We start from the raw sequence: 22,876 nt of genomic DNA on the forward strand, positions 1-22,876 counted from the left end.
GGCGGGAGGCCTATATAGGCTGAACAAGGGGCAAGGTCAATGGATGGCGGCTTAATGCTGGGTTAACCAGGCAAGGGCAGCCTGCAGGCTCTCCCTTCAAGCGTTTATTGCCCGCCTTTCATGGCGGGCTTTTTTTGGCCGGCCGCACAGGAATGGCTACGGTCCAAGATCCAACAATGCCCGCACCAAACGACAGGCTCATGACCTCATCTTCACGGATTACTGACAACCTGCCTGGCACACTGACCTTGCTCCGTACGTTCCTTTAGCCCGCCCCTTTTCGGCGGGTTTTTCTTTTGCCGGCAGATAATCGCACGGCCTCAGCCCTGAGCAATCTGATAATCCAGCCAGATACGGTGCGTGCCATCGGCGTCGATGGCGATGCCCCCTGCCCCCCCGGTGCTGCCCTGACCTGAACAAGCGCTGAGCGACTGCCACGCGCACGGCAAGGGACTATAAACCCTGACCATATTGCAAAGTCCAGCCCCACCCCTATAATCGCGATCAATTCTTATCCGCATATACGATCAGGAACCTTCCGGTGTCTTACGCGCCTTCGCCCGCGTCCTCCCCCCACGACGATATGCACACGCTTTATCGTGACCACAGCCAGTGGCTGCACGGCTGGATCCGGAGGCGCCTGGGCGACACCGACCGCGCAGCCGACATCACGCATGACACCTTCCTGCGCCTGATCAGCAGCGCGCTGCGCAACACCCCCCGAGAGCCCCGCAGTTATTTGGCCACCGTGGCCAAGCGAGTGATGATCGACCAACTGCGTCGACGCAAGCTCGAGCAGGCCTATCTGGAGTTTCTGGCCAGCCAACCGGTATTGGAGGAGTGTTCGCCCGAGCAGCGGGTGCTGATGCTGGAAACCCTGATGCAGTTGAACACCATGCTTGACGGCCTTGGCCACAAGGCGCGCCAGGCCTTCCTATACGTGCAGCTCGACGGGCTGACCTACCCACAGGTGGCACAACGCCTGGGGGTGTCGGTGAGCTCGGTGACCAAGTACATGGCCAAGGCCACCGAGCAGTGCTTGTTGTTCATCTTTGACGCGCAACTGTGAAACACGCTGAACAGCGCCAGGCGTTACGGGCGGCCGCGCAATGGCATGCAAAACTGTGCGCAAAGCCCGATTGCCCGCATAACCGTTCACAATGGCAGGCCTGGCTTGAACACGACCCGGTGCATGTCTGGGCCTGGCAACAGCTGGAACGGCTTCAAGCCGACCTGCTCGGCGTCCCCGGCCCGCTGGCACGCCACGCGCTGGCTGCCGGCATGGTGGCGCCTGCCCGGCGCACGGTGCTCAAAGGGCTGGTGCTGGGTTTCGGCGCCGCCGGGCTGGGCTGGACGGGCTATCGAAGTGCCCCTGTCTGGCTGGCAGACACCCACACCAACATGGGCGAACGGCGCCACCTGACCCTGGAGGACGGCACACGCCTGGCACTCAATAGCGACTCTGCCGTCGACATTCGCTACACCGACGAACAGCGGCTGATCATCCTGCGACAAGGCGAAATCTTCGTGGAGACCGCCGCTGACCCACGCCCTCTACGGGTGCGAAGCGTGCATGGCGACATGCGTGCTCTGGGCACCCGCTTCAATGTGCGCCTGCACCCTCAACACACCGAACTGACGGTGGTGGAGCACGCGGTCGCGGTGCATAACGCTGCGACAAACCATGCAGTACGCGTGGAGGCTGGCATGTCCCTGACGTTCGACGAGGGGATGCTAGCCGAGCCCCGCGTGGCCGACCTGGGCCGTACCGAGTGGAACCAAGGCCGCTTGGTGCTCGATGACTGGCGACTGGATCAGGCGCTCGCCGAGCTGCAGCGTTATCGCAGGGGCGTCCTGCGCTGCAGCGACGAGGTCGCCGGGCTGCGCATCTCAGGTGTGTACCCACTGGATGACACCGACCGCATCCTCGCGGCCATCGCCCAGGCGCTGCAGCTGAAGATCCAGACCTGGACCTGCCTGTGGGTCACGCTCACACCCTGACGTTGAAAAATAGTTCGCTGGCCATTGTCGGTTTCGCACCCCTCGTTCGAGCTCTCTTGCAAACCGCCCACACAGGCATTTGAAGGAGCTGTCATGCCGCGAAACATTCACTGTCCGCATCCACGTCGAAAAATCTTCACCCCTCTGCTGTTGGGTGGGGCAATCTCGCTGCACGCAGGGCTCTTGTACCCGTTGCTGTCGCCCGCCGCACAGGCCCACGCCGAGGCCACGCGCGTCTATGACATTGCTCCCGGGCCTTTGGGGCCCATGCTGAACCGCTTTGCCAAAGAAGCCGGGGTGCTGCTGTCATTCGATGCGGCGCTCACCCAGGGGCGGCAGGCGCCAGGCCTGCAAGGGCGCTTCAGCGTCGAACAGGGGTTCGCGCAATTGCTGGCGGGTAGCGAGTTGCAGGTGATGCTGGCCGGCAACAATTACGTACTCACCACTCGGGTCGAGGCGGGCTCGGCGCTGCAACTGGGTGCGACCAGCATCACCGGCCAGTCTTTGGGCACCACGACCGAAGGCACTGGCTCCTACACCACGGGCGAAACGGCTGCGGCAACACGCATGAGCCTGAGCCTGCGCAAGACGCCACAGTCGATCAGCGTGGTCACGCGCCAGCAAATGGACGACCAGAACCTGCGAAGTGTCTCACAAGTCCTTAAACAGACGCCCGGTGTCACCGTGAACCAGGAAAGCTCGGAAGCCTTCACCTTCTACTCGCGCGGCTTCAAACTGGAAAACTTCCAGTTCGATGGCGTACCCAGCCTGTCTTCCGACGGCGGCTCGCTGCGCGATAACTACAGCATCGGCAACAGCCTCGTTTACGACCGCGTAGAAGTACTTAAAGGCGCTACCGGCCTGGTCAATGGCTCCGGCAACCCATCGGGTGTGGTCAACCTGGTTCGCAAACGCCCAACGGACACATTCCAGGGCCACGTCGGTGCAGGCGCCGGCTCCTGGGACACGTACAGCGCCGACATCGACCTGTCCGGCCCACTGACCGACAGTGGCAACATCCGTGGGCGCCTGGTTGCCGGCAGCCAGTCCCAACACAGCTACATCGATTACCTGACAGGCGAGCAGAACACCCTTTACGGCGTACTCGAAGCCGACCTCACGGAAAACACCCTGTTCACGGTCGGCTATGACGTCCAGAAGAACCATGACAACGGCAGCACCACCGGTTCATTACCCGCTTTCTACAAAGACGGCCGCACCGTCGAATTTGACCGCAATACCAATGCCGCCGACCGCTGGACCTGGCGCAACCAGGAAACCCAGCGCGCGTTCGCAGAGCTCGCGCACAGCTTCGACAACGACTGGGTGATCAAGGGTGTCGCCAGCAGCCGCGACTACCGCTCTCGCGAACTGACATCTGGCATCAGCAGCGAGGCCATCCAGGCCAACGGCAGCATTTCTCATGGCTTCATCGGCGGCAACATAGACCCCACGACAGGCGCCGTGGACAACAACGGCATTGCGACCCGCTTCAACACCACCAGCAAGGAAAAAGGCCTGGACCTTTATGCTCGCGGCCCATTCACCTTAGGGGGGCGTGTGCATGAAGCGGTGTTCGGCTACAGCATCGCGCGTACCGAAGCCACCTCCAAACGCCAGGACGGCGACACCAATGGCATCATCGACGATGTCTTCCAGTGGGATGGCTACGGTGACGTACCCGCCCATTTCAAATGGCGCTCAACGTTCGATATCGAGGCGCGTCAGAAGGTCGGTTTCGCTGCGACGGTGCTTAAACCAACCGACGCACTGGCCGTCATTCTGGGGGCGAGGATCGTCGACTACAAATGGGACATCGACACCCTCAACAGCGCTGGCAGGAAGTTCCCTGCCAGCGCCACCAATACCAGCGAAATCGTCCCCTACGCAGGCCTGACCTACGACCTGGACACCTACCATACTGTGTATGCCAGTTATACCGACATCTTCAAGCCGCAGGCCTATAGCCTCGGCACTGACGGCCAGCCCATCGACCCGCTTACCGGTGAAAGCTATGAAGTCGGCATCAAAGGGGCCTACTTCGAGGACCGCCTGAACGCCAGCCTGGCGCTGTTCGAGCTCAAGCAGGACAACTTCGCCGTGCTCACCGGCGGCACCAGCCCTTCAGGTGGCGATGCTTACAGGGGGATCGAGGGTGTGACTACCCGCGGCGTCGAGCTGGAAGTGAGCGGCGAGGTGATGAAGGACCTGCAATTGATGGCCGGCTACACCTTTGCCGAGTCCCATGATGCCGACGACACGCGCGTGGCAACCAACCAGCCACAGCACCTGCTTAAAGTGGCGACCCACTATCGCCTGCAGGGTGACTGGAACAAACTCACCGTTGGCGGCAACCTCTACTGGCAGAGTTCGACCTTCTTCAAGCCCAGCGATGAAGACTGGTATTCGATAGACGATCCAGCCGCCAAGTTCGAGCAAAAGTCCTACGCGTTGGTCGGGTTGGTGGGCGGCTACGACGTCACCCGCAACCTGAAAACGACAGTCAACGTCAACAACCTGTTCGACAAGCACTACTACAGCGGCATCGGCAATTACGGCACCGTGTTCTGGGGCGCGCCGCGTAACATCATGTTCAATGTGAAGTACAGCTTCTGACCCACCCCGCCAGCGCCAGGCAACCCCCTGACGGCACACGTCAGGGGCCCTGCCCACGCGTTGACCACTCATTGCCCTGGCTGCAGCACAACCCTGAAAACACGCTAAGCTCGTCTATCCGATGCCTTGGTATTCGGCGCTTCAACACGCTTGTCTATCGTCGCTCTGGCGATCCACACCGACGGGCCGATGTCGGCTCAAAGAGGGTGTTCCAATGGCGACAATCGAGACAGCAGCGTTCGCTCACGGGCTGCTGAAGGTAGAAAACTGCTGGCAGGCCTATATCCTGTCACGCCAATCCACCCTGGGGCTTGCCGGCCAGGAACTCCGGGCCGCGCAGGACGATTGCGACCGGGACTTTGTCCGGTTCCAGAACCAGAGCCAGCAGTTCTACGCTGAAGTGCGCAAGCGTGTGGGAGACGCTGAAAAGCTGGAGGCAGACATGGCCCTGTACCCACATCGCTACCCTATACAGCCCTCTTCGAGCAGTTGAAAGCGCACAAAAAAACCGGCCATTGGCCGGTTTCCCTTTAACGTCAAACTAAAGGCCTAGCCCTTTGAGTTGGGCCATCTGGCCGAAGGCTGCCTGGGGCCGACACGATCGGACGCGCCAATGCCAGAAGCCACCTCCTGGATGGATCCACCTTTTGAGAGGAAGGCTTTGATCTGCTCGTCGAGCCGCAGGTGGGCTTTGTGCGTGGGGGACTGATGGGAGGCATTCATGACTGAACCTCGATAGGGAAGTCACTGAAATGCAGCAACTCGTTAGTCACTATACGCTGCATCCAGCAATCAATGGGCGAATTCCCCCCCTTACAGTGCCTCCACCCGCCGATCACCGGAAGGCGGCGGCGCCTTCAAGATGTGGGTAAAACTACCGGTCAAACCGAACCGTAGCTCTTTGGGCATCACGAACGTGAAGTGGATCAGCCATGAACCGTCGCCAAGTAGCAAGGTATCGCTTCTGTACCGTACGACTTCCGCTTCGCTGATTCCGATCGCCACTGCGACTTCCTGATTGCTAGGCTTGCAATCCATTGAGGTGACTCCCTCCGACATTGCGCCGGGAAGCCATCAATACTCCTCCAGCATCAGAAGCGCCACCTATAAATTCGCGCTCACAGGGGCGCCGGGCACCGCCCACCATCCAAGGAGCAAGGAATGAGCTTCGACTGGCACGCAGGACCGATCACCCGCACGACCCCGCTAGACAAGCACTACCGCAACACGCAGAAGGTCCGCGAGTTCCTGGTCGGTGAATGCGGCGAGGCCTTCAAGTTTGATCGCAGCTTCATGGCTTGGATCAAGAGCGGCGTGCCTTTGACGTTGGGTGACGTCGCAGATGAATGGCTACGTAGGCGCGAGTGATAACCGCGATACCCATTGAAGCGGCTTGCTCAGTGATGAGCGAATTGGAATTGTTGCGCGCGTATTTTTGTTAGGCGCTGCGCAGAGTGGCTCAGGCTTTCTCCAAGCACAAAAAAACCGAACAGGTGTGTAAACAGGTATCATTCGCCGGTTATTCAGCTCCTCATGACATGGAATTCAGAAATGCAAGGCAAACACTTGGCCTATCGTCCGGACATAGACGGGCTTAGGGCACTGGCCGTCCTGGCCGTAACCCTATTTCATTTCAACAAACAGTGGCTTCCTGGCGGCTTTGTCGGCGTTGACGTTTTTTTCGTCATTTCCGGCTTCCTGATTACAGGCATCATCTACGGAAAAGGCGCAGACTTCTCGTTCGGTGACTTTTATGGTCGTCGTGTCCGGCGGATTCTCCCTGCAGCTGTATTTGTAACACTGGTTACATTGATTGCTGGCTCTTTCTTGCTATTGCCTGCAGACGTCAAGTCCCTGTCAGTATCGGCTATTGGCGCCACCCTTTCGGCAGCCAATATCTACTTCTGGCTCTTCCTGGATACAAGTTACTTTGCCGCATCGTCCGATACGGTGCCACTGCTGCATATGTGGTCGCTTGGCGTCGAAGAGCAGTTCTATCTGATCTGGCCAGCGCTGATGATCGTCGCCATGAAGCTCGGTGGTAAACGGCTACTGGTGGCGACGGGCGTAATCCTGGCGATAGGTTCGTTTGCGGTAAGTGAGTATTTCCTGACCCGCGATCCATCGTTCGCTTATTACATGCTGCCTTCCAGGGCAGGCGAACTTCTGGTGGGTGCCTTGCTGTTCTTGTGGCAGGACTCGCGACGCATTCCAGCATCTATTGCGAACTTCGCAGGCATATTGGGCCTGGCCTTGGTTGGCGGGTCGATACTCTTTCTCGACGAGAGAAACGGCTTCCCTGGGATTCGGTCGATTCTTCCATCCCTGGGTGCAGCACTCCTGATCCTTACGGGCACCCACCAAGGAAACCTTCTTTCCAAGGTGCTGGGGAACCCAGCAGCGCGGTATGTGGGGCTGCGCTCATTCTCGCTCTACCTCTGGCATTGGCCAGTGCTAGCGTTCTACCGTTACGCATACGGTGAGCCCACCCTGTCTGGCGGCATTGCCTGTGCACTGCTGATGTGCCTTCTCACCCTTGTTACGTATCACCTGATAGAGACACCGTTCAGGGCACGGACGCCAATGTGGCTGGTTACCAAGGCCGGGCCGATCTTGGCGACCAGCGCTGCCGTAATGGTCGTGGGGTACGTCATGGTGGAAAACAATGGTTACTGGCCGACTGCAGCAGGGTCCGCCTACAAGCGGGAATTCTCTCAGCATGACTACAACACAAAATCTGCGAGCAAATTTCCGTTCAACTGCCAGATGGTTCAATACGACCCAAAGAAATGGACCGATGACAAGTGTGTAAACGGTGACAAATCCGTACCGACAGAAACGCTACTTTGGGGTGATTCTCACGCCGCGCACTACGTTGGCTACCTGAAAGCAGTGGGTGAAGGCATTCATTTCGCCACCCGCAACATATCCCATTCTTCTTGCCCTCCAGTACGCGACACACGCGGGCTCGTTCCACCCTCCATAGCCAAATCTTGCAGCGACTTCAACGAACAAGCCTTCGCGGAGTCCAAGAACTACAGGACTGTGATTATCGGCGCCTCCTGGGTGGACTATGCCAGGATAGGCAAGAAAGAGCAGTTTGCCAAAACCATCGCAGAGCTGGCTCAGAACGGTAATCAGGTGATTATTGCCCTGACTGTTCCTGCGTTCAATGGCATGGACCGCATGTGTTCAGCAAAGGCGATTCGCATTCCAGGCATGGATTGCGCATCGAATGCTGTAACGCCTGACAATGGGGAAAACGAAATAAACCTCTATTTGAAGGCGCTTGCGAGCCAGTACCCGAACGTCACGACCTTCGACGTCCGCCCGCAGATATGCAAAAACGGAACGTGCTCCGCTTACGAAAAAGGCACCCTCCTTTACTACGACCGCAACCACATGAGCATGATCGGGTCCGAGAGCATTGGCCGTTCGGTTGTAGAATCCGGGGAGGTACCACAGCCTATCGCAGCGCTAGCGCAGGCCGCTCGATCTGTAGGGCAACAACCCGCCGATTAAAACCGACGGCCAGACTACCCTCCAAATCACTGTAAGCCCGCCGCATCGGCGGGCGTTACACTTCAGCGCTCAATCCACCCCAGCATTGTTACTGCGCACGGCTCGTTGACGTCCTGTTCGCGCACGCGGGCAGCGCCTGTTCGCAGGATTGAAGAGAGATATCAGCTGTGAAAGCACTTTCCATTCGCCAGCCGTGGGCCTGGCTGATCATCCATGGCTGCAAGGACATCGAGAACCGAACCTGGCACACGAAATTCCGTGGCCGGTTCCAGGTGCATGCAGCCCAAGGCATGACCCGCAGCGAGTTCACGCGGGCGCTGCAGTTCTGTGCCGAGCGCGGCCTGCAGATACCTGATCGAGAGCAGATGCTGCGAGGCGGCATCATCGGGTCGGTTGAACTGGTCGATAGCCTAAATACCAGCGATTCCCCCTGGTACCTGGGAAAGAAGGGGGTTCTGCTGCGCGATCCTGAGCCACTGCCATTTGCGCCAATGAAAGGGCGCCTTGGATTCTTTGACGTTCCGCTGGTGGGCTTGTCACGACAGACCTGAAAGAGGGAGTGTCAGCTTGCGGCGCGGAGGGTCACGGTACCCGTCCAACAAACCGCCACCATACAGCACGTCGTACCCGTCATCACGGGGCCTGACGGTCGAGGTTCCCTCAGAAAAGGCGATCAGGTCCAGAAACCGGAGCGCGTTCGCGCCTCCGGCCTGGGGTTCGGTGCGTCTGGCCACGTTTTCTCCGTGAAATGGGCCACGCCCAGCTTGGTATGGGCATGGCTTGTGGCTATAATTCGCGACTTTCGCAACGATCCAATTCGGGAATGAGATGTCTACAATCAGGGTTGATATACAAGTCTTACGAGGGCTTGCTGTCTTATTCGTTGTCCTAGAACACTTGGCTATACCGGGTTTCCAATACGGATACCTTGGCGTAGACATATTCTTTGTAATCTCTGGCTTTTTGATTACATCGATTGTTTCAAGGGGACTTGAGCGCGATAAATTTTCCTTCAAAGAATTCTATCTGCGTCGAGCCAAGCGCCTACTCCCTGCTTCGTTCGTAACGATTCTTGCAACTATTGTTGCGGCTAAATTCTTCCTGCCACCTATGCAGATCGAATCGCTGAAGCAACAGATCATCGGCGCACTGACCTTCTCCACAAACTTTGTGCTGCTGAGCCAAGCAGGTTACTTCGACCTTGAGTCGGCAACTAAGCCGCTGCTGCACATGTGGTCCCTTGCGGTTGAAGAACAGTTCTACTTCTTCGTGCCTGCACTCTTGGCCTTCACCCCGGCCAAGCACTGGCGGAAGATCCTGGTCGTGCTCGCCATCGCCAGCTTCGTTGGCTGCCTGTACCTGTCCTTGAGCAACCAGTCGGCAGCGTTTTATCTGCTCCCGACCCGGGCCTGGGAACTGCTGATCGGCAGCATCGCGTCCATGCTCGTGCACAGCAACGCTGTCAAAAACATCACGTCGAAGCTGGCAATCCCTGCGTTTGCCGTGCTACTGGCATCCCCCTTCGTCAACTCCGGTCTGTCACACCCTGGCCTGGACGCAGTTGTAGTTTGCTTCGCAACGGCCATCGTCCTCCTGGCGAACCACCGACTGATCAATAGCAAGGTTTGGACGCCAATCGAGAAAGCGGGCGACATTTCCTACTCCCTGTACCTGGTCCACTGGCCAATCATTGCGATCGCGAACGCCTCAATCGGCACCGAGAGCATGACGGTAAAAGTGACCCTGCTGGCCGCCTCTTTGGTGACGGCCATCGCGCTGTACAACCTGGTGGAAAAGCCATTCCGGATTATGCAGTACGGCTTCAAGCCATCGCTGGTCGTCTTTCCTGCCCTTACCCTGGCGCTGTTCGGCCTTTCGCATTCGTTCCTGAAGGTCCAATCGGCTGAAAAGATCGAGAAGCTATTCGCACCGAACTACGGCCTTGACCGGTCTTGCGGTACCAACATCTATAAAGACACCGAGAAGTGCCGGACCTCGCAAGATCCGAAGATCATCGTGTGGGGCGACTCCTATGCGATGCACAACATTCCAGGGCTGTCTCAGTCGCAGAAGATCGATATCCGCCAGGCCACCCGCAGCGCGTGTGCACCCTTCCTGAACACGGCTCCGAACACCAAGAGGAGCAACTTCGAAGAGCAAGCGCGCCAGTGTGTCGGCTTCAACGACAGCACCTTCAAGTTCATCAGCGAAACCCCATCGATCAACACCGTTATCTTGGCGGCCTCGTACTGGCAGTACACCCAGGACACTTACGAGACGATCTCTTTCGACGCAAACGGGTCAATGCAAATTGACAAATCAACCCCGGAGCGCGCAAAAAAGGATATGCACGACGTTGTTGAGAAGCTCAAGGCACTCGGCAAGCAAGTGGTAATTATCGCCCCACCACCACCTCTTAACAGCACAATCCTGGGTTGCATTCAGAGTGAGATGGCAAACCCGTCGCTCACCAATCAGTCCGGTAAGTGCATGCTCGACAGAGCGGTGTTCGAGCGCTCCCACAAGAACGTGCTGGACCTTATGAAGTATGCCGAGACTTCTCTCGGCGCCAAAGTGATCTACCTGTCCGACGCCCTATGTGACGCCAAGTCGTGCAAAACGATCATTGATGGTGTCCCGATCTACCGGGATCCAGGCCACCTGAGCACCACCGGGTCTGTGAAGCTTTACCAGAAAATGCCCAACATCCTTGCAGGCGTAGACAGCAACACCTAACGGCAGGTGGTAAGTTAGATCCCATACGGCGCCTGGCCTACACGACGGGCGCCGTAGTGCTTTTTTAACTCGCCAGCTTGCGCGCCAGGCAGGCAGCCCAGCGGCCCTGCACATGGCCAGCGCCAGCCTGCCGGAAAACGGCGCCATCGAGAACCTGGTGAACGACGGCTACAATGCGGAGACCGGTAAAGCCTGGGGCTTTACACGGCAAATCTGGCGCCTACCCAGGTAATCACATCAAGTGATCCGGGATAGTTACTTGGCAGTGCGCTCCTCCGCCTGCTGGCCACTGTAGACGCAGAATGCGGAGTTGTAGCTATTGAAGGCAACGGCGTGACTGAAGTCGCAGAAGTAGGCCGGATTTTTGGTGCCAATAATATCGCCCGCTTTGCACTGACCGGGCATTGATTCTACGAGGGTGTCGCCGTTGCTTCCGAGACAGGCTTTCCCGCTAGAGGAATCATTACATCCAGCTAGGGCAAGTGAGGTCAGGGCCAGACAGATAATACGGTACTTCATTCGAGACTCCTTTCAAGAAGCTGCGGATGGTACCAAGTTACCGGCACCCGGCGCGACCTAACATAAGTGAAGCTTGAGCCGCCGAAAAGGGGCCTGTACGCCGAGCGCATCGACGGATGCCTGGTACTGGATTTCTGGCTGCAACAAGTGCAACGGCACAACGGGCAAGTGGAGCTACCTCGTCTGCGACAAGCACAACGCCTGTCACCACTGCGGAACCCATCGCTCGAAGCTCACCGAGACGCCCTGGGGGCACTCCGAAGGATTCACCTGCAAGCCTTGCCAGGATCGCATCGACGCTGCAACCAAGGCGCAAGCGCTGGCCAAGTTCGCAGAGGCGGAGTTCGACGCATCAGACTTTGAGTATCAGGGCGAGTGCAAGTGCCCACATTGCGCGACTTCCATCCACCTGGAGTCGGAAGACCACAAAGGCCTGGAGATGACGTGCGACGTATGCGGCGGCCGCTTCGAGCTGACCCTGAACTACGAGGTCACCTATAGCACTTCCGTCATCGGCGAATGCGTCGCGGCCTGATCAAGGTGCGATCCATGAGCAACTACAACTGCGACTACGTGCGCCGCCACTAGGTTTTATACGAAAAGTATGGTTATCCATCGTTGTGGGAGCGGGCTTGCCCCGCGATCTGCCGCAACGCGGCAGCAAAGCCTGAATTCGCGGCGTCTTTGACACTATTTGATATCGGGTACAGGAGCGCTTCGCACTCCATCGCGGGGCAAGCCCGCTCCCACAAAACTTTTCGTACAGAGCCTAGGACGTGCCGGCCGAAATCGGGCGCCGGTCGAAGTGTTCGCCAACACACCGTCGCAGGCCACGTACAAGGCCTTCGAGAACTGCGAATACCAAGAAATCGAGGCATGTTCGGCTTCAAGGTTCGCCAGGCCTGACCCTCCGGCGCTGCCCGTCAGCACCTCAGAAGCGTTATTCCTTCACCTGGCAAACCCCATTGGCGCGATTCTTCCCGGTATAGGAAACGCTTGGAGAGCCATCCGGGTTGATCGACAGCGAGACCGTCACACCACTGCCCTTCGCTTCGAAGTAGTTCTCGTTGAACTTCTTCAGCTTGCCTTCCTTGCCATTGATGTAAATCGGGCCGCCCTTATCGGCGTGCACCTCGATGTTACCTGGGCACGTGGCGTTCACCAGCGAAATACCAGCCTGGGCCACGCCTGACGCAGCCAGCAAGGCGACTAGCAGTAATCGCTTCATCTCTCGCTCCTTGAGTGGATTGACCGAGAGAGAAGCAATAGCCCAATTCGGCGCTGCCCGCCAGCGCCACGCGACATATCCCCTTCGATCTCGGCCGCTCAGCGCTGGGCTTAGGCCTTGGTATCGAAGGTCGCAGATAGCGACGGGTATCCTTTGCGGCAGATCTTTGCCCGCCATGCGCCGCCTGGGCGCTGCTCGTAAGTGGCCATGCACCGGATTTTGCCGGGGACAACTGGTACACGCAATTTTCTTCGGTGTCCCAAATTTGTCCCAAATATGGCGCGGGACAAAATCCGCAGGCATTAAAAAATGCCCCGCAACCTCAATGGCTGCGGGGCTTTCGAATGGTGGAGGCGAGGTCGAAATCGAACCGGCGTAGACGGATTTCAAGACCGTGGTACAAGCGCCCGTTTCTTGGAGTCTAGGAAGCGGAATCGAATCCAAAACACAGCCTTTTCTGCTACCGTGGCTCCTCGTAGGCACTTGGCACACCCGACATCCGACAGATGAAGAACGCTTTCACAAAGCGCTGCATGTGACCTTCAGCGAGCTTGGCTACTCGATCGCTTACGAGCAATTCTGCGAGGCCATTCACCGGACGGTCTCGGAACGTCAACCAGGCGTGGAGGTGTACCGGAGCAAAACTATCGAGCAGTTCGCGCGCCGCGCTGATGTCATCGGCTCGTACCTGTTCGATGTGCGCGACTGCCAGTAGAGCCCGAAAGAGCCGCCTGATCTCCACCGCCAACATCACCATGCAGTATTTCAGGGGTGTTTGGCGGTGACAAAGGGTTAATTTCATTGGGCCAGACGCCCCTTCATTCCCCCTCGATTCCCATCAGTGGTATCAAAATTGGTATCACCTGGTGGCTGTCCCTGACTGTCCGTTTTCGACCCGAAAGGCCGTAAACAAGCCAACCGCTATCTGAACTGCGCCCCTGACGTTGGACACAGATCCAACGTAAGGAGCGCGTCATTTGAGCAAGTACACCAAAAATTTCAAACGCTCGGTCATCCTTGCGCTGCGCTCGATGAAGCGCGACCCCGTGCCTAGTTCGCGGGCAAGAGGATCACGAAGTTCTTTTTCATGTCTTCCAGCACGGTCCATTTGCCCTTGGCGCCCGGTTCGATAATGAACGTGTCGCCAGTGGCCAGTGTGATGGGGGCGCAATCCTCAAGCTCGATGACGCAGCACCCACTCAGGACATGGCAGAACTCCCAAACTTTGTAGTCGATGCGCCACGCGCCAGTGCTGGCTTCCCATTCTCCGGAAATGCGACCTTGCTGTTCATCGTGATAGTACTTGGACGTCAGCGTATGAGGGGTGCCTTCCACGACCTCTTCAAAAAAGGGAAGGTCGCGCACCGGTTGGATATCCAATTCGCGGAACACGGTCAGTTTCTTGTTCATGGTTTTTTCTCGAGCACGTCGTGGGTAGGGCGATACATCAAATAGGCTTCACCGGTTACGCCCAGCATCGGGTGCGCCAGGCCTCATCCAGGGCCAGGCTGGATATGTACAAGGTGTCGAGTATTTCCATATCGGAATAAGGTGCGAGGACCGGGTCTGTCTCGACAGGACTGTCAGGGGTCTCGCGCAAGGCATAGCTATGCATCATGCCGATGACGCGCCCTTCGAAAGTGGCCATCAGGCAGTTCTTGTAGGAAAAGTCGCCCTGTTCCCTGGCATAGCGAGACGCACCGACACTCAGCAATTCTCTCCAGGTGCGGCAAGCTTGCTCCATATGTAATCGGCCATGCCCTCCGATGTCAGTTGAAAGAAGCGCGCAATATCGTGCGCGTCCGAGGCTTGAGCGGGTCTGAAGTCGACAGGCATGTACAGTGCTCCCATGGATCGGGTGGTTAGTTTTTCAAGGATTTCGCCTTTGACAGGGAGGCAGGGTAGGCGGGTTGAACGGTTCCCATCATGCTCTGGGCGAACACCGTCAGCACGGCGTGCGACGCTGCCCCATGCTCAAAGGCACGTGGCCGTCTGCTCAACGGCCAGGCCATTGATACACGCCATCCAGCCACCGCCGGCCTCGTATCTACAGAGCGGGCCACTCTGTGGTTTCGCGGGCCCGCCTCAGTCAGAATTTCGCCCGCAACGCCACATTGAAATTGCGCGGCTCACCGTAGAAATTCCAGTAATTAGTATTTCCCAGGGTCTGGTAGTACTTCTTGTCGAACACGTTATCAAGGTTGTACTGCAGCTCCAGGTTGCGGCTGATCTCGTAGATGGCGTGCAGGTTGGTCAGGTGGTAGGCATCCTGCCGGATCTTGTAATACTTGCCGACCTCGGTCTGGGTCATCTTGCTCTGGGCGTAGAAGCTGCCACCTACACGCAGCTGGTTGAGCGTACCTGGCAGGCGGTAGTCGGTTGCAACCTTGAACAAATGGCGTGGCGAGGCGCCGTTGAAGTCTTCGCCTTTCTGCTCGCCACCCATGTATTTGGACTGGGTATAGGTGTACCCCGCCGATACGTTCCAGTTCGCCAGCACCTCACCGGTCAGCTCCAGCTCGATACCTTTGTTGCGCACTTTGTCGGACGCCCGGTAGCAAGCCCAGGTCTGCGCACAGGTCACTCGCTCGGCACGGCCGGTCTGGTCCGCCTGGAACAGCGCGATAGCGGTTTGCAGGCGCTTATCGAGGAACTCTCCCTTCAAGCCGATCTCGTAGTTGCTGCCGGTCATCGGCAAAAGCGTTGTGCCATCCGCATCCTGCGCGCTCTGCGGCTTGAAGATTTCGGTGTAGCTGGCATAGGCCGACCAGTTTTCGTTCAGGTCCTGCACCAGGCCTGCGTAAGGTGTGACTTCGCCACTCTTGGAGAAGTGCTTATGGTCTGTGGGTTCACGCACGCCATTGGTGTCATCCAGCGAATCGTGGCTGTACCAGCTCAGGCGGCTGCCGAGAATGAACGTAGTGCTGTCGGTGAGACTGAACCGGCTGGCCACATACACGCCCTTTTGCTCCTGAGTGCGGTTGTATTGCCATTGGTTGACATTGAGGGCGGTCGGTGTGGGTGGGTCAAACGCTGCCAGGTTGTTCATGTCGACGATGTAGCGGTAGCTGGCGTCGCGCCCGCCGTGGTAGTCGAAGTCGTCCTTGTTCCAGTTGCCACCCACAATCAGCTCATGCTGGCGGCCCAGCAGCTGGAACGGGCCCGTGAAGTAGCCATCGATACTGGTCTGGGTGTCATCGAAGTGAAAGTGGCGCGGATTGAGGGTGAACAGGTCGGTGCCACCGCCTGGGTAGGTGTAGTTACCCAGGAAATCCGACTTTGCCCACATCTGGTTGACTGCCACCACGCCCTTCCAGCCGTTGGCAAAGGTGTGCTGGATGTCGGCGAACAGGGTGGTATTGCGCTTGTCCAGGTGGTTCCAGTCACCGGTCAGCGAGGTAGAGCGCGACATCGGGTAGAACGCGCCGCTCTCCTTGCTGGGCAGGCCCGACCAGTCATAACCGGAGTTGCGTTCCTTCTGGTAGGTAAAACCGAAAGTGGCCAGGGTCGACTCATCCAGGTCGGCCTCGATGATGCCGTAGAACAGCTGGTTCTCTTTCTGGGCCGTGTCCAGGTAGCTGTTGGCATTGTTGTAGGTAATGACCGAGCGGCCGCGCAGGGTGCCGGCTTCATTCAGCGGCGCCGACAGGTCGAGCATGGCCTTGTAGTCGTCCCAGGAGCCGACCGAGGTTTCGATCAATGCCTGAGGCTCGGCCGTAGGCCGCTTTCGGACCAGGTTGATCGAGGCCGACGGGTTACCCGCACCTTCCATCAGGCCGGTGGCGCCCCGCACCACTTCTACGCGGTCGTAGATGTCGGTGTTGGGCTTGGAAATGGTGTCCATCGAGTACGGGTTGCCGATGTTGGTCGGCACGCCATCGATCTGCAGGTTTTCGACCGTCTGCCCGCGGGCCTGGTACAGCGAGCGCTCGCTGCCATTCTTGATGATGGTGACGCCGGTGGCGTTACGCATGACGTCGTCGAGGTTTTGCATGTTCTGGTCATCCATGCGCTGGCGAGTGACCACGGTGACCGACTGCGGCGTTTCGCGCAGGCTCATCGGCAGTTTGGTGGCGGTGGACGAACGCCCCGTCGCGTAGGCCCCGGTGCCCTCGGTCAAGTCGCCCAATCCCTGACCAGAGATGGTGGTGCTGCCCAGGGTCACGGCACCGGCAGCGTTTTCAACCTGACGCACCAGCTGGAATTCCCGCTCGCCGGTGGCCACCGCCTCCACGCCGCTGCCCGCCAGCATCTGCGCCAGCGCCTGCTCGACACCGGTGGCGTGCACCACCTGGCTCTGCTTGTTGGCGGTGAGCGTGGCATCACCGCCAATCAACAACCCGGCCTGTTTGGCCAGCAGGTTCAGTTGATGTGCCAGCGGCCCGGCCGGAATGTCGAACATCGCGCGCTGCACTGCTGCGCCGTTGCTTTCGGCCTGGGTGGTGGCAGCGTAACTGCCAAGGGCAAGGAGGATGGCCAAAGCCAGCGGATGAGGGCGCGAAAAAGCAGGATCGCGAAGCAGCATGAAAGGGTCCTTCCGGAAGTAGGATGAAGTAGCGTCATCCCACCAAGCGCATGAGCGTCGCAAAACCAGAAAAAGAATTTTGAAATTTTTTCAGCGCGCCTCGATGGAAACCCACCAAGGCAAGGTGCGCACCACCCGAATGGGTAACGCACGCTCGAGCATGGCCAAGGTGCGGTCGGTGTCCAGCAGCGGGAAGGTACCCACCGCACGCAAGTTGTTCAGCACAGGGTCGATGCCCAGGTGGCCGTGACGGTAGTCGCGCAGAACGTCGACTACCTGGCCCAACGGCATGTCCTCCGCCACCAGCACGCCACGGCTCCAGTCCTGGCGCAGAGCCTGTGCAGCTGTTGATGCGCCTGCCTGTTGCGCATCGAACACCAGCATCTGCCCGGCGCCCAGCGTAATGTGCACACCACTGCCGGCGCAGGTTGCCTGCACCGAGCCTGCAAACACACTCAAGGTCGTTACCAGCCCCTGATCCCGTACACTGAACCGCGTGCCGAGTGGCCGCATCCGCCCTGCCCGCGTGTCGACGAACAGTGGTCGTGAGTCCTTGCCGGTCTCGATCAGGATTTCGCCGCGGTACAGACGCAGTTGCCGCACGCCTTCATCGAACTGCACATCCAGTGCCGTCCCGCCGTTCAGCCACAACTGGCTGCCATCGGCCAGTGTAAGCGGCCGCACGTCCCCCAGGCCGGTGCGATAAGTGGCGAACCAGGCGCGCGGCGAGTCCACCCAACCGTGCTGCCAGCCGCCCCACCCCAACACGCCAGCCGCGCCCGCCACGCAAAGGCTGCCGAGCACGGCACGACGCGACTGCCGGTGACTGCGAGCGTTGTCGAACACCTGCCGGGCCTGTGCTGCCTGACCATCGAGGGTGCCGAAGCGCTGGTTGATGTTTTCCACATAGGACCACGCCAGGCGATGCCGCGCATCCTCGGTCAGCCAGGCCTGCCATTGCGCCTGTGTTGCTGCGTCATGCCCTGCCCCGTGCAGCCGCGCGAACCACCCTGCCGCCGCTTGCAGCACGCCATGGTCGAGTTGCCCCCGGCTCATGCCAGCGAATCATCCAGTTCGGCTTCCAGCAACAGGCACTGGTACATCGCCTGAGCCAGGTAGCTGTTCACACTGCGCTCACTCACGCCCAACTGCTCAGCGATCTCGCGTTGCTTCATGCCCTGCAGTTGCGCCATGGAAAACGCGTCGGCCACCCGCTTGGGCATGCGTTCGAACATCGCCTGCAGTTGTGCCAGTGTTTCGAGGATGACCGCCTGCTGCTCCAGCGATGGTGCAAGTTGCTCGGGCTGGGCGGCCAATACATCCAGATAAGCCTGCTCCACCCGCCGCCGCCGCCAGAAGTCGACACACGCATTGCGCGACATACGCCCCAGATACGCGCGGGCATGCTCGTGGTCATTGAAAGCCCGGGGTTTGGTCAGCAACCGCACGAACACATCCTGCGCCAACTCCGCAGCATCGTGGGCATTGCCGAGCTTGCGCTGCAGCCACTGGCGGATCCAGCCGTGGTGGGCGCGGTAGAGGTTCTCCAGGTCGGAGCCAGCAGTGCCGGGAGAAGCGGTCATGGGAACGGCGCCTAGGGTTACTAATGCGAATAATAAGCAATTCTAGCGTTGATGCGGATTTCGGGCAATTGGCCAGGTCGGAGGCCAGGTGCATGGCCGTTTTCGACCCGAGGCAGCCGATCAAAAGCCTCTTTGATCTGGGAGGACGCTGCGCGTTACGCCCGCGCTGCATCGAGACCTGGCAAGAAAAGCACATTTGGCCGAGTGTCCCGCCATCGCCAACATCAAGCACGCCTGGAGAAAGTCCATTGAACTAGCGGGCAGCGAGTTTGTTGGTGTTGCCGTTCAGACTCAGCCATGACAGCCTTTCGCCACTAGCAGCCTCGGGTCGAATGCTGCTCCTCACGACCGGCAGCTTTCGACCCAAAGCGGCCATCTGCAACCGGCCGCCAATGATACGTATTTGCCAAATATGGCTCTAACGAGGGTACCCACCCGTTCACGCCGACTCCAGAAACAAGTCCCGTTCAGCGGCACGCCGACGCACCAGGCCAGCCAGCACCTTCCCGCCTGCCTTGTTCCAACGCGGGAACTGGTCGGCTGCGGCTACGTAGTTTCCGGCATTGATCAATCGGCGCAGCGTGGACGACTCAAGATTCGCCGCACCCAAGTTGTAGGTGAAGCTGATCATGGCGTCCCACTGGTTCTGGCTCAGCGGCGACGTGATGAGGCGCTCAACTTCTGGCTCGAAGCGCTGCACGTCGTTCAGCAACATGCGCTCGGCCTGCTCCATGCTGACTTTCATGCCGGGCTGCATGCTTCGAGTGGCGCCATAGCCGATGGTCCAGACGCCGACAGAATCCTGATAGGCCTGCAGGCGCAGGCCCTCAAACGACTTGATGAGGCTCAAGCCGCGTTGCGATGTACGCATGGGTTTTCTCCAGGCACAAAAAAGCCCACAAATGCGGGCGAAGGGGTAATATTCGCGGCTTACTCAGCAGCGAGATGAAAGGGAATTCAGAAATGCAAGGCAAACACTTGGCCTATCGTCCGGACATAGACGGGCTCAGGGCTCTGGCCGTACTGGCCGTGACAATTTTCCACTTCAACAAGCAATGGCTACCTGGCGGCTTCGTCGGAGTTGACGTTTTTTTCGTCATATCTGGCTACCTGATCACGGGAATCATCTACGGGAAAGGCTCTGACTTTTCTTTTGGTGACTTTTACGGTCGTCGAGTCCGCCGGATTCTTCCTGCCGCGACATTTGTGACCATAGTCACTTTGCTTGCTGGGTCATTCTTACTCTTGCCAGCAGACGTGAAGACCCTGTCGCAGTCGGCAATCGGCGCCACTCTTTCTGCAGCAAACATCTACTTCTGGCTTTTCCTAGATACAGGTTACTTCGCCGCTTCGTCCGATACCGTGCCGCTGTTGCATATGTGGTCGCTGGGCGTCGAAGAGCAGTTCTATATGATCTGGCCGGCACTCATGATCATCGCCTTGAAACTCGGCGGTAAACGCCTGCTTGTAGCTACCGGCGTGGTCCTGGCCATTGCATCGTTCGCAGTGAGCGAATACTTCCTTGCGCGTGACCCTTCCTTCGCTTACTACATGCTGCCATCCAGAGCTGGCGAACTGCTGGTAGGCGCCCTGCTTTTCCTGTGGCAAGACTCCCGCCGTATTACGGCTGCGGTTGCAAATATTGCTGGCGTCGTTGGCCTAGCCATGGTTGCAGGCGCAGTGGTGCTGCTCGACGAGAAAAATGGATTCCCTGGGATACGATCGGTTATCCCTTCTGTAGGCGCAGCGCTACTGATTCTGGCGGGTGCAAATCAAGCCAGTCCTCTTTCCAAAGTTCTCGGCAACTCGGCGGCTAGGTACATCGGGCTACGGTCATTCTCACTCTACCTGTGGCACTGGCCTGTGCTTGCCTTCTACCGCTACGCTTACGGTGAGCCAACTTTGGCTGGCGGGCTAGCGTGCGCTGCACTGATGGTAGCGCTGACCCTGATCTCGTATCACCTAATCGAAACACCGTTCAGGTCGAAAAGCCCTATGTGGCTTCTCACTAAGGTAGGGCCCATCGTTGCGACAAGTGCTGGGGTAATAGTCACCGGGTATGTCCTGAGCAATAACAAAGGCTACTGGCCAACAACTTCTGGCGATCAGTACAAAAGGCTAATTTCTCAGCACGACTACAACACCAAGCCGGCCAGCCGCTTCCCGTTCAATTGCCAGATGACGAAATACGATCCAATTAACTGGACTGAGGATCAGTGCGTAAACGGCGACAGGTCAGTACCTCCCGAAACTCTTCTTTGGGGTGATTCGAATGCTGCGCACTACGTAGGATATCTGAAAGCTATCGGAGAAAGCAGACACTTCTCAATCCGTAATATCTCGCATTCTTCTTGCCCACCGATCAGGGATACGAAAGGAATTCTTGGGCCAAACCGCGAAAAGTCCTGCAACGAATTCAACGCTCGAGCTTTTGCTGAGTCGAAGAAATATAGAACTGTGATAATCGGTGCATCATGGGAATCTTATGCAATGAGAGGCGGAAAGGAAAAGTTTGCTGAAACCATTGCCGAGCTGGCCGGTTATCACAATCAGGTAATTATCGCCCTCAACGTTCCTCTATTTGAGGGGCTCGACCGCATGTGTACTGCTAAATCCATTCGTATTCCTGGGATGGACTGCCCTTCTACAGCGATCGTCCCCGACCAAGGCGACAGCGAAGTAAATATGTACCTAAAGGCAATCGCCGCACAGTACCCGAATGTCGCAACGTTTGATGTGCGCCCACAAATTTGCAAGGACGGCACCTGCTCGGCATATGACAAAGGCACCCTCCTCTACTTCGACCACGCCCACATCAGCATGATAGGGTCTGAGATATTAGGCCGATCTGTATTGGAGAACGATCAAGTACCACAGCCTATCGCTGCTCTTGGGCAGTCGGCTCGGTCATTGGGCCAACACACTCCTGATTAACGATATGAACTGATGGTCCTGATGTAACATTAAGCCCGCCGATAAAGCGGGCTTAATTTACTCATTGCACTCCAAGATTACCGAATTCATATCCCTTTGACGAAACATCCAGCCCCCTAGCCCCAACCACAGTGCTGCCAACTTCTTCCCCGGCAATCGATGGCATCGGAGTCACTCGCCCGGCTCCGGCTGCATCTAAATTTCCACCTTTGGTGTACTGGAATGCGCAGTTCACATCACCCTGGACGATATCGATAGGGGCTACTGCGTAGCCGCCGCGCCACTTATACCCTGTCCAGCCAGGAAGGTTGTGTGAATGCCGGAGATAGCTGCTTGGTAGAATTTCCAGCTATTCGAGTTACGGCGAGCGAAAGGCAAGGTAGGCGTCACATAGCGTCCACCCCCCGCCTCATAGGTTCGATCCATCCAGCTAGCACAGAATCCCCGGGTCGGGTGGAAGCAGACCGCAGCGAAGACGTCCGGTGCTGTGCTCTTCGGCTGGGCACTTACCGAGGCCTCGTCGGTCACAAGCAAAGGGCCGCGGTTATCACCGATATAGTGCACCCACTCAGGGAACGCAGAGTACACCCCCGTCTGCGGGCCGTTTTCGATTTCAACTACCACATCCTCTAGTGCTTCGAACTCGTAGAGAACCTCCCAAGAACCAGGCCTTACATGCACCACGAAGTGCTGCCGACCCACATAGCGCTCAAGCGTCAGAGTGTTGTAAGCAAGAAGCTCGACCTGCCAGGAAAACGTGGCTGTATCAGCCGGGGCGGAATAGGTTTGTTCGGCGGCCATCTGCTGCCCATTGATGGAGCACTTCAGGTTCACCATCCGCGCGGTAGGCTTTGTCGGCTCAACCTCATTCCAGTGGCCACCGCCCGTGTACTGCTTGGCTCCACCGTCCCCATTGTTGACTGCACACACGACCATGGGCGGAAGCCAGTCTGTGCTCCACCCACCAAGGTCTTCCCATGCCGCCGATTCAACTGTCGTTAGCGGCGCGATGCGCCAGCCCTTGAAGTTGAAAAGCTGGTTGATCTGGTTGGGACCGAACTTCTGCATGAACATTTGACCGGCGCCATGCGACCAAATGAAGTCGAAGTTATTGCCGATGGTCTCGCCCTCCACCCACATCCGGCCGGCTTGCAGCTGCTTCGACGTAGCCGATGCGTTCACGTAGGTGTACCGCGATAGATCGACAATCCA

General features: G+C 58.2%; 21 protein-coding genes and 2 pseudogenes. 10 read left to right on the forward strand and 13 right to left on the reverse strand.

The genetic code is table 11. From position 1 onward, the window contains the following. Positions 1 to 541: 541 nt before the first annotated feature. From OGV19_RS13805 to OGV19_RS13820, 4 genes are all read left to right on the forward strand, one after another. Positions 542 to 1,069, forward strand: a complete 528-nt coding sequence (locus tag OGV19_RS13805) for a sigma-70 family RNA polymerase sigma factor (protein WP_264309285.1) — start codon at positions 542 to 544, stop codon at positions 1,067 to 1,069. Beyond that, positions 1,066 to 2,001: a FecR domain-containing protein gene (locus OGV19_RS13810; protein WP_264309286.1), complete on the forward strand. Its 936-nt coding sequence runs from the start codon at positions 1,066 to 1,068 to the stop codon at positions 1,999 to 2,001. The genes OGV19_RS13805 and OGV19_RS13810 overlap by 4 nt, the downstream gene beginning before the upstream one ends. Before the next feature lie 93 nt (positions 2,002 to 2,094). Further along, positions 2,095 to 4,617 (forward strand): TonB-dependent siderophore receptor, encoded by a 2,523-nt coding sequence (locus OGV19_RS13815; RefSeq protein ID WP_264309287.1) that lies wholly within the window; start codon positions 2,095 to 2,097, stop codon positions 4,615 to 4,617. Positions 4,618 to 4,831: 214 nt separating this feature from the next. Further along, a complete protein-coding gene (locus OGV19_RS13820; protein WP_264309288.1) occupies positions 4,832 to 5,110 on the forward strand; it encodes a hypothetical protein in 279 nt (92 codons plus the stop codon). A 56-nt stretch (positions 5,111 to 5,166) separates the two neighbouring features. Here the strand turns inward: OGV19_RS13820 and OGV19_RS27815 are convergent, their stop codons facing one another. Continuing rightward, entirely contained in the window at positions 5,167 to 5,340 is a 174-nt protein-coding gene (locus OGV19_RS27815) for a hypothetical protein (RefSeq protein WP_413470101.1), read from the reverse strand. A gap of 90 nt (positions 5,341 to 5,430) precedes the next feature. After that, positions 5,431 to 5,655, reverse strand: a complete 225-nt coding sequence (locus OGV19_RS13825) for a hypothetical protein (protein ID WP_264309289.1) — start codon at positions 5,653 to 5,655, stop codon at positions 5,431 to 5,433. A 123-nt stretch (positions 5,656 to 5,778) separates the two neighbouring features. Between OGV19_RS13825 and OGV19_RS13830 the strand changes: the two genes are divergently transcribed. From OGV19_RS13830 to OGV19_RS13840, 3 genes are all read left to right on the forward strand, one after another. Next, on the forward strand, positions 5,779 to 5,985 hold the full coding sequence (locus OGV19_RS13830) for a DUF6434 domain-containing protein (RefSeq protein WP_264309290.1): 207 nt from the start codon (positions 5,779 to 5,781) through the stop codon (positions 5,983 to 5,985). A gap of 183 nt (positions 5,986 to 6,168) precedes the next feature. After that, positions 6,169 to 8,139 carry an acyltransferase family protein gene (locus OGV19_RS13835; protein ID WP_264309291.1) on the forward strand — a complete coding sequence of 657 codons (1,971 nt, stop codon included), beginning with the start codon at positions 6,169 to 6,171 and terminating at the stop codon, positions 8,137 to 8,139. Positions 8,140 to 8,306: 167 nt separating this feature from the next. Next, entirely contained in the window at positions 8,307 to 8,690 is a 384-nt protein-coding gene (locus OGV19_RS13840; RefSeq protein ID WP_264309292.1) for an ASCH domain-containing protein, read from the forward strand. On the opposite strand, the pseudogene OGV19_RS13845 reads toward OGV19_RS13840, so the two are convergent. Further along, positions 8,685 to 8,873 (reverse strand): annotated as a pseudogene (locus tag OGV19_RS13845) (glycoside hydrolase); the annotation flags it as partial. The gene OGV19_RS13840 and the pseudogene OGV19_RS13845 overlap by 6 nt on opposite strands. A 94-nt stretch (positions 8,874 to 8,967) precedes the next feature. Between OGV19_RS13845 and OGV19_RS13850 the strand changes: the two are divergent. Further along, positions 8,968 to 10,875, forward strand: coding sequence for an acyltransferase family protein (locus OGV19_RS13850; protein ID WP_264309293.1), 1,908 nt, complete (start codon positions 8,968 to 8,970; stop codon positions 10,873 to 10,875). A gap of 255 nt (positions 10,876 to 11,130) precedes the next feature. On the opposite strand, the gene OGV19_RS13855 is transcribed toward OGV19_RS13850, so the two are convergent. After that, complete coding sequence (locus OGV19_RS13855) at positions 11,131 to 11,394, reverse strand: hypothetical protein (protein ID WP_264309294.1); 264 nt, start codon at positions 11,392 to 11,394, stop codon at positions 11,131 to 11,133. A gap of 73 nt (positions 11,395 to 11,467) precedes the next feature. Here OGV19_RS13855 and OGV19_RS13860 point away from each other — a divergent pair, with 73 nt between their 5' ends. Then, entirely contained in the window at positions 11,468 to 11,929 is a 462-nt protein-coding gene (locus OGV19_RS13860; RefSeq protein WP_264309295.1) for a hypothetical protein, read from the forward strand. A gap of 405 nt (positions 11,930 to 12,334) precedes the next feature. Here the strand turns inward: OGV19_RS13860 and OGV19_RS13865 are convergent, their stop codons facing one another. The 8 genes and pseudogenes from OGV19_RS13865 to OGV19_RS13900 form a co-directional block, all read right to left on the reverse strand. Then, positions 12,335 to 12,622: a hypothetical protein gene (locus OGV19_RS13865; RefSeq protein WP_264309296.1), complete on the reverse strand. Its 288-nt coding sequence runs from the start codon at positions 12,620 to 12,622 to the stop codon at positions 12,335 to 12,337. 460 nt (positions 12,623 to 13,082) lie between these two features. Then, on the reverse strand, positions 13,083 to 13,424 hold the full coding sequence (locus tag OGV19_RS13870) for a hypothetical protein (RefSeq protein WP_264309297.1): 342 nt from the start codon (positions 13,422 to 13,424) through the stop codon (positions 13,083 to 13,085). Positions 13,425 to 13,672: 248 nt separating this feature from the next. After that, a complete protein-coding gene (locus OGV19_RS13875; protein WP_264309298.1) occupies positions 13,673 to 14,032 on the reverse strand; it encodes a cupin domain-containing protein in 360 nt (119 codons plus the stop codon). Further along, positions 14,029 to 14,473 (reverse strand): annotated as a pseudogene (locus OGV19_RS13880) (GNAT family N-acetyltransferase). Before OGV19_RS13880 ends, OGV19_RS13875 begins: the two are co-directional and overlap by 4 nt. 238 nt (positions 14,474 to 14,711) lie before the next feature. Beyond that, positions 14,712 to 17,147 carry a TonB-dependent siderophore receptor gene (locus OGV19_RS13885; protein ID WP_264309299.1) on the reverse strand — a complete coding sequence of 812 codons (2,436 nt, stop codon included), beginning with the start codon at positions 17,145 to 17,147 and terminating at the stop codon, positions 14,712 to 14,714. A gap of 90 nt (positions 17,148 to 17,237) precedes the next feature. Continuing rightward, positions 17,238 to 18,203 carry a FecR domain-containing protein gene (locus OGV19_RS13890; protein WP_264309300.1) on the reverse strand — a complete coding sequence of 322 codons (966 nt, stop codon included), beginning with the start codon at positions 18,201 to 18,203 and terminating at the stop codon, positions 17,238 to 17,240. After that, positions 18,200 to 18,730: a sigma-70 family RNA polymerase sigma factor gene (locus tag OGV19_RS13895; RefSeq protein WP_264309301.1), complete on the reverse strand. Its 531-nt coding sequence runs from the start codon at positions 18,728 to 18,730 to the stop codon at positions 18,200 to 18,202. The genes OGV19_RS13890 and OGV19_RS13895 overlap by 4 nt, the downstream gene beginning before the upstream one ends. Before the next feature lie 439 nt (positions 18,731 to 19,169). Next, the gene (locus OGV19_RS13900) at positions 19,170 to 19,601 is read right to left on the reverse strand and encodes a lysozyme (protein ID WP_264309302.1); all 432 of its coding nucleotides are present in this window, start codon (positions 19,599 to 19,601) and stop codon (positions 19,170 to 19,172) included. A gap of 92 nt (positions 19,602 to 19,693) precedes the next feature. On the opposite strand from OGV19_RS13900, the gene OGV19_RS13905 reads away from it, so the two are divergent. Continuing rightward, on the forward strand, positions 19,694 to 21,664 hold the full coding sequence (locus OGV19_RS13905) for an acyltransferase family protein (protein WP_264309303.1): 1,971 nt from the start codon (positions 19,694 to 19,696) through the stop codon (positions 21,662 to 21,664). Between the two features lie 261 nt (positions 21,665 to 21,925). Here the strand turns inward: OGV19_RS13905 and OGV19_RS13910 are convergent, their stop codons facing one another. Continuing rightward, on the reverse strand, positions 21,926 to 22,846 hold the full coding sequence (locus tag OGV19_RS13910) for a hypothetical protein (protein ID WP_264309304.1): 921 nt from the start codon (positions 22,844 to 22,846) through the stop codon (positions 21,926 to 21,928). Between the last annotated feature and the right edge of the window lie 30 nt (positions 22,847 to 22,876).

Origin of the sequence: Pseudomonas putida, assembly GCF_025905425.1 — a bacterium.
GTDB lineage: Bacteria > Pseudomonadota > Gammaproteobacteria > Pseudomonadales > Pseudomonadaceae > Aquipseudomonas > Aquipseudomonas putida_AF.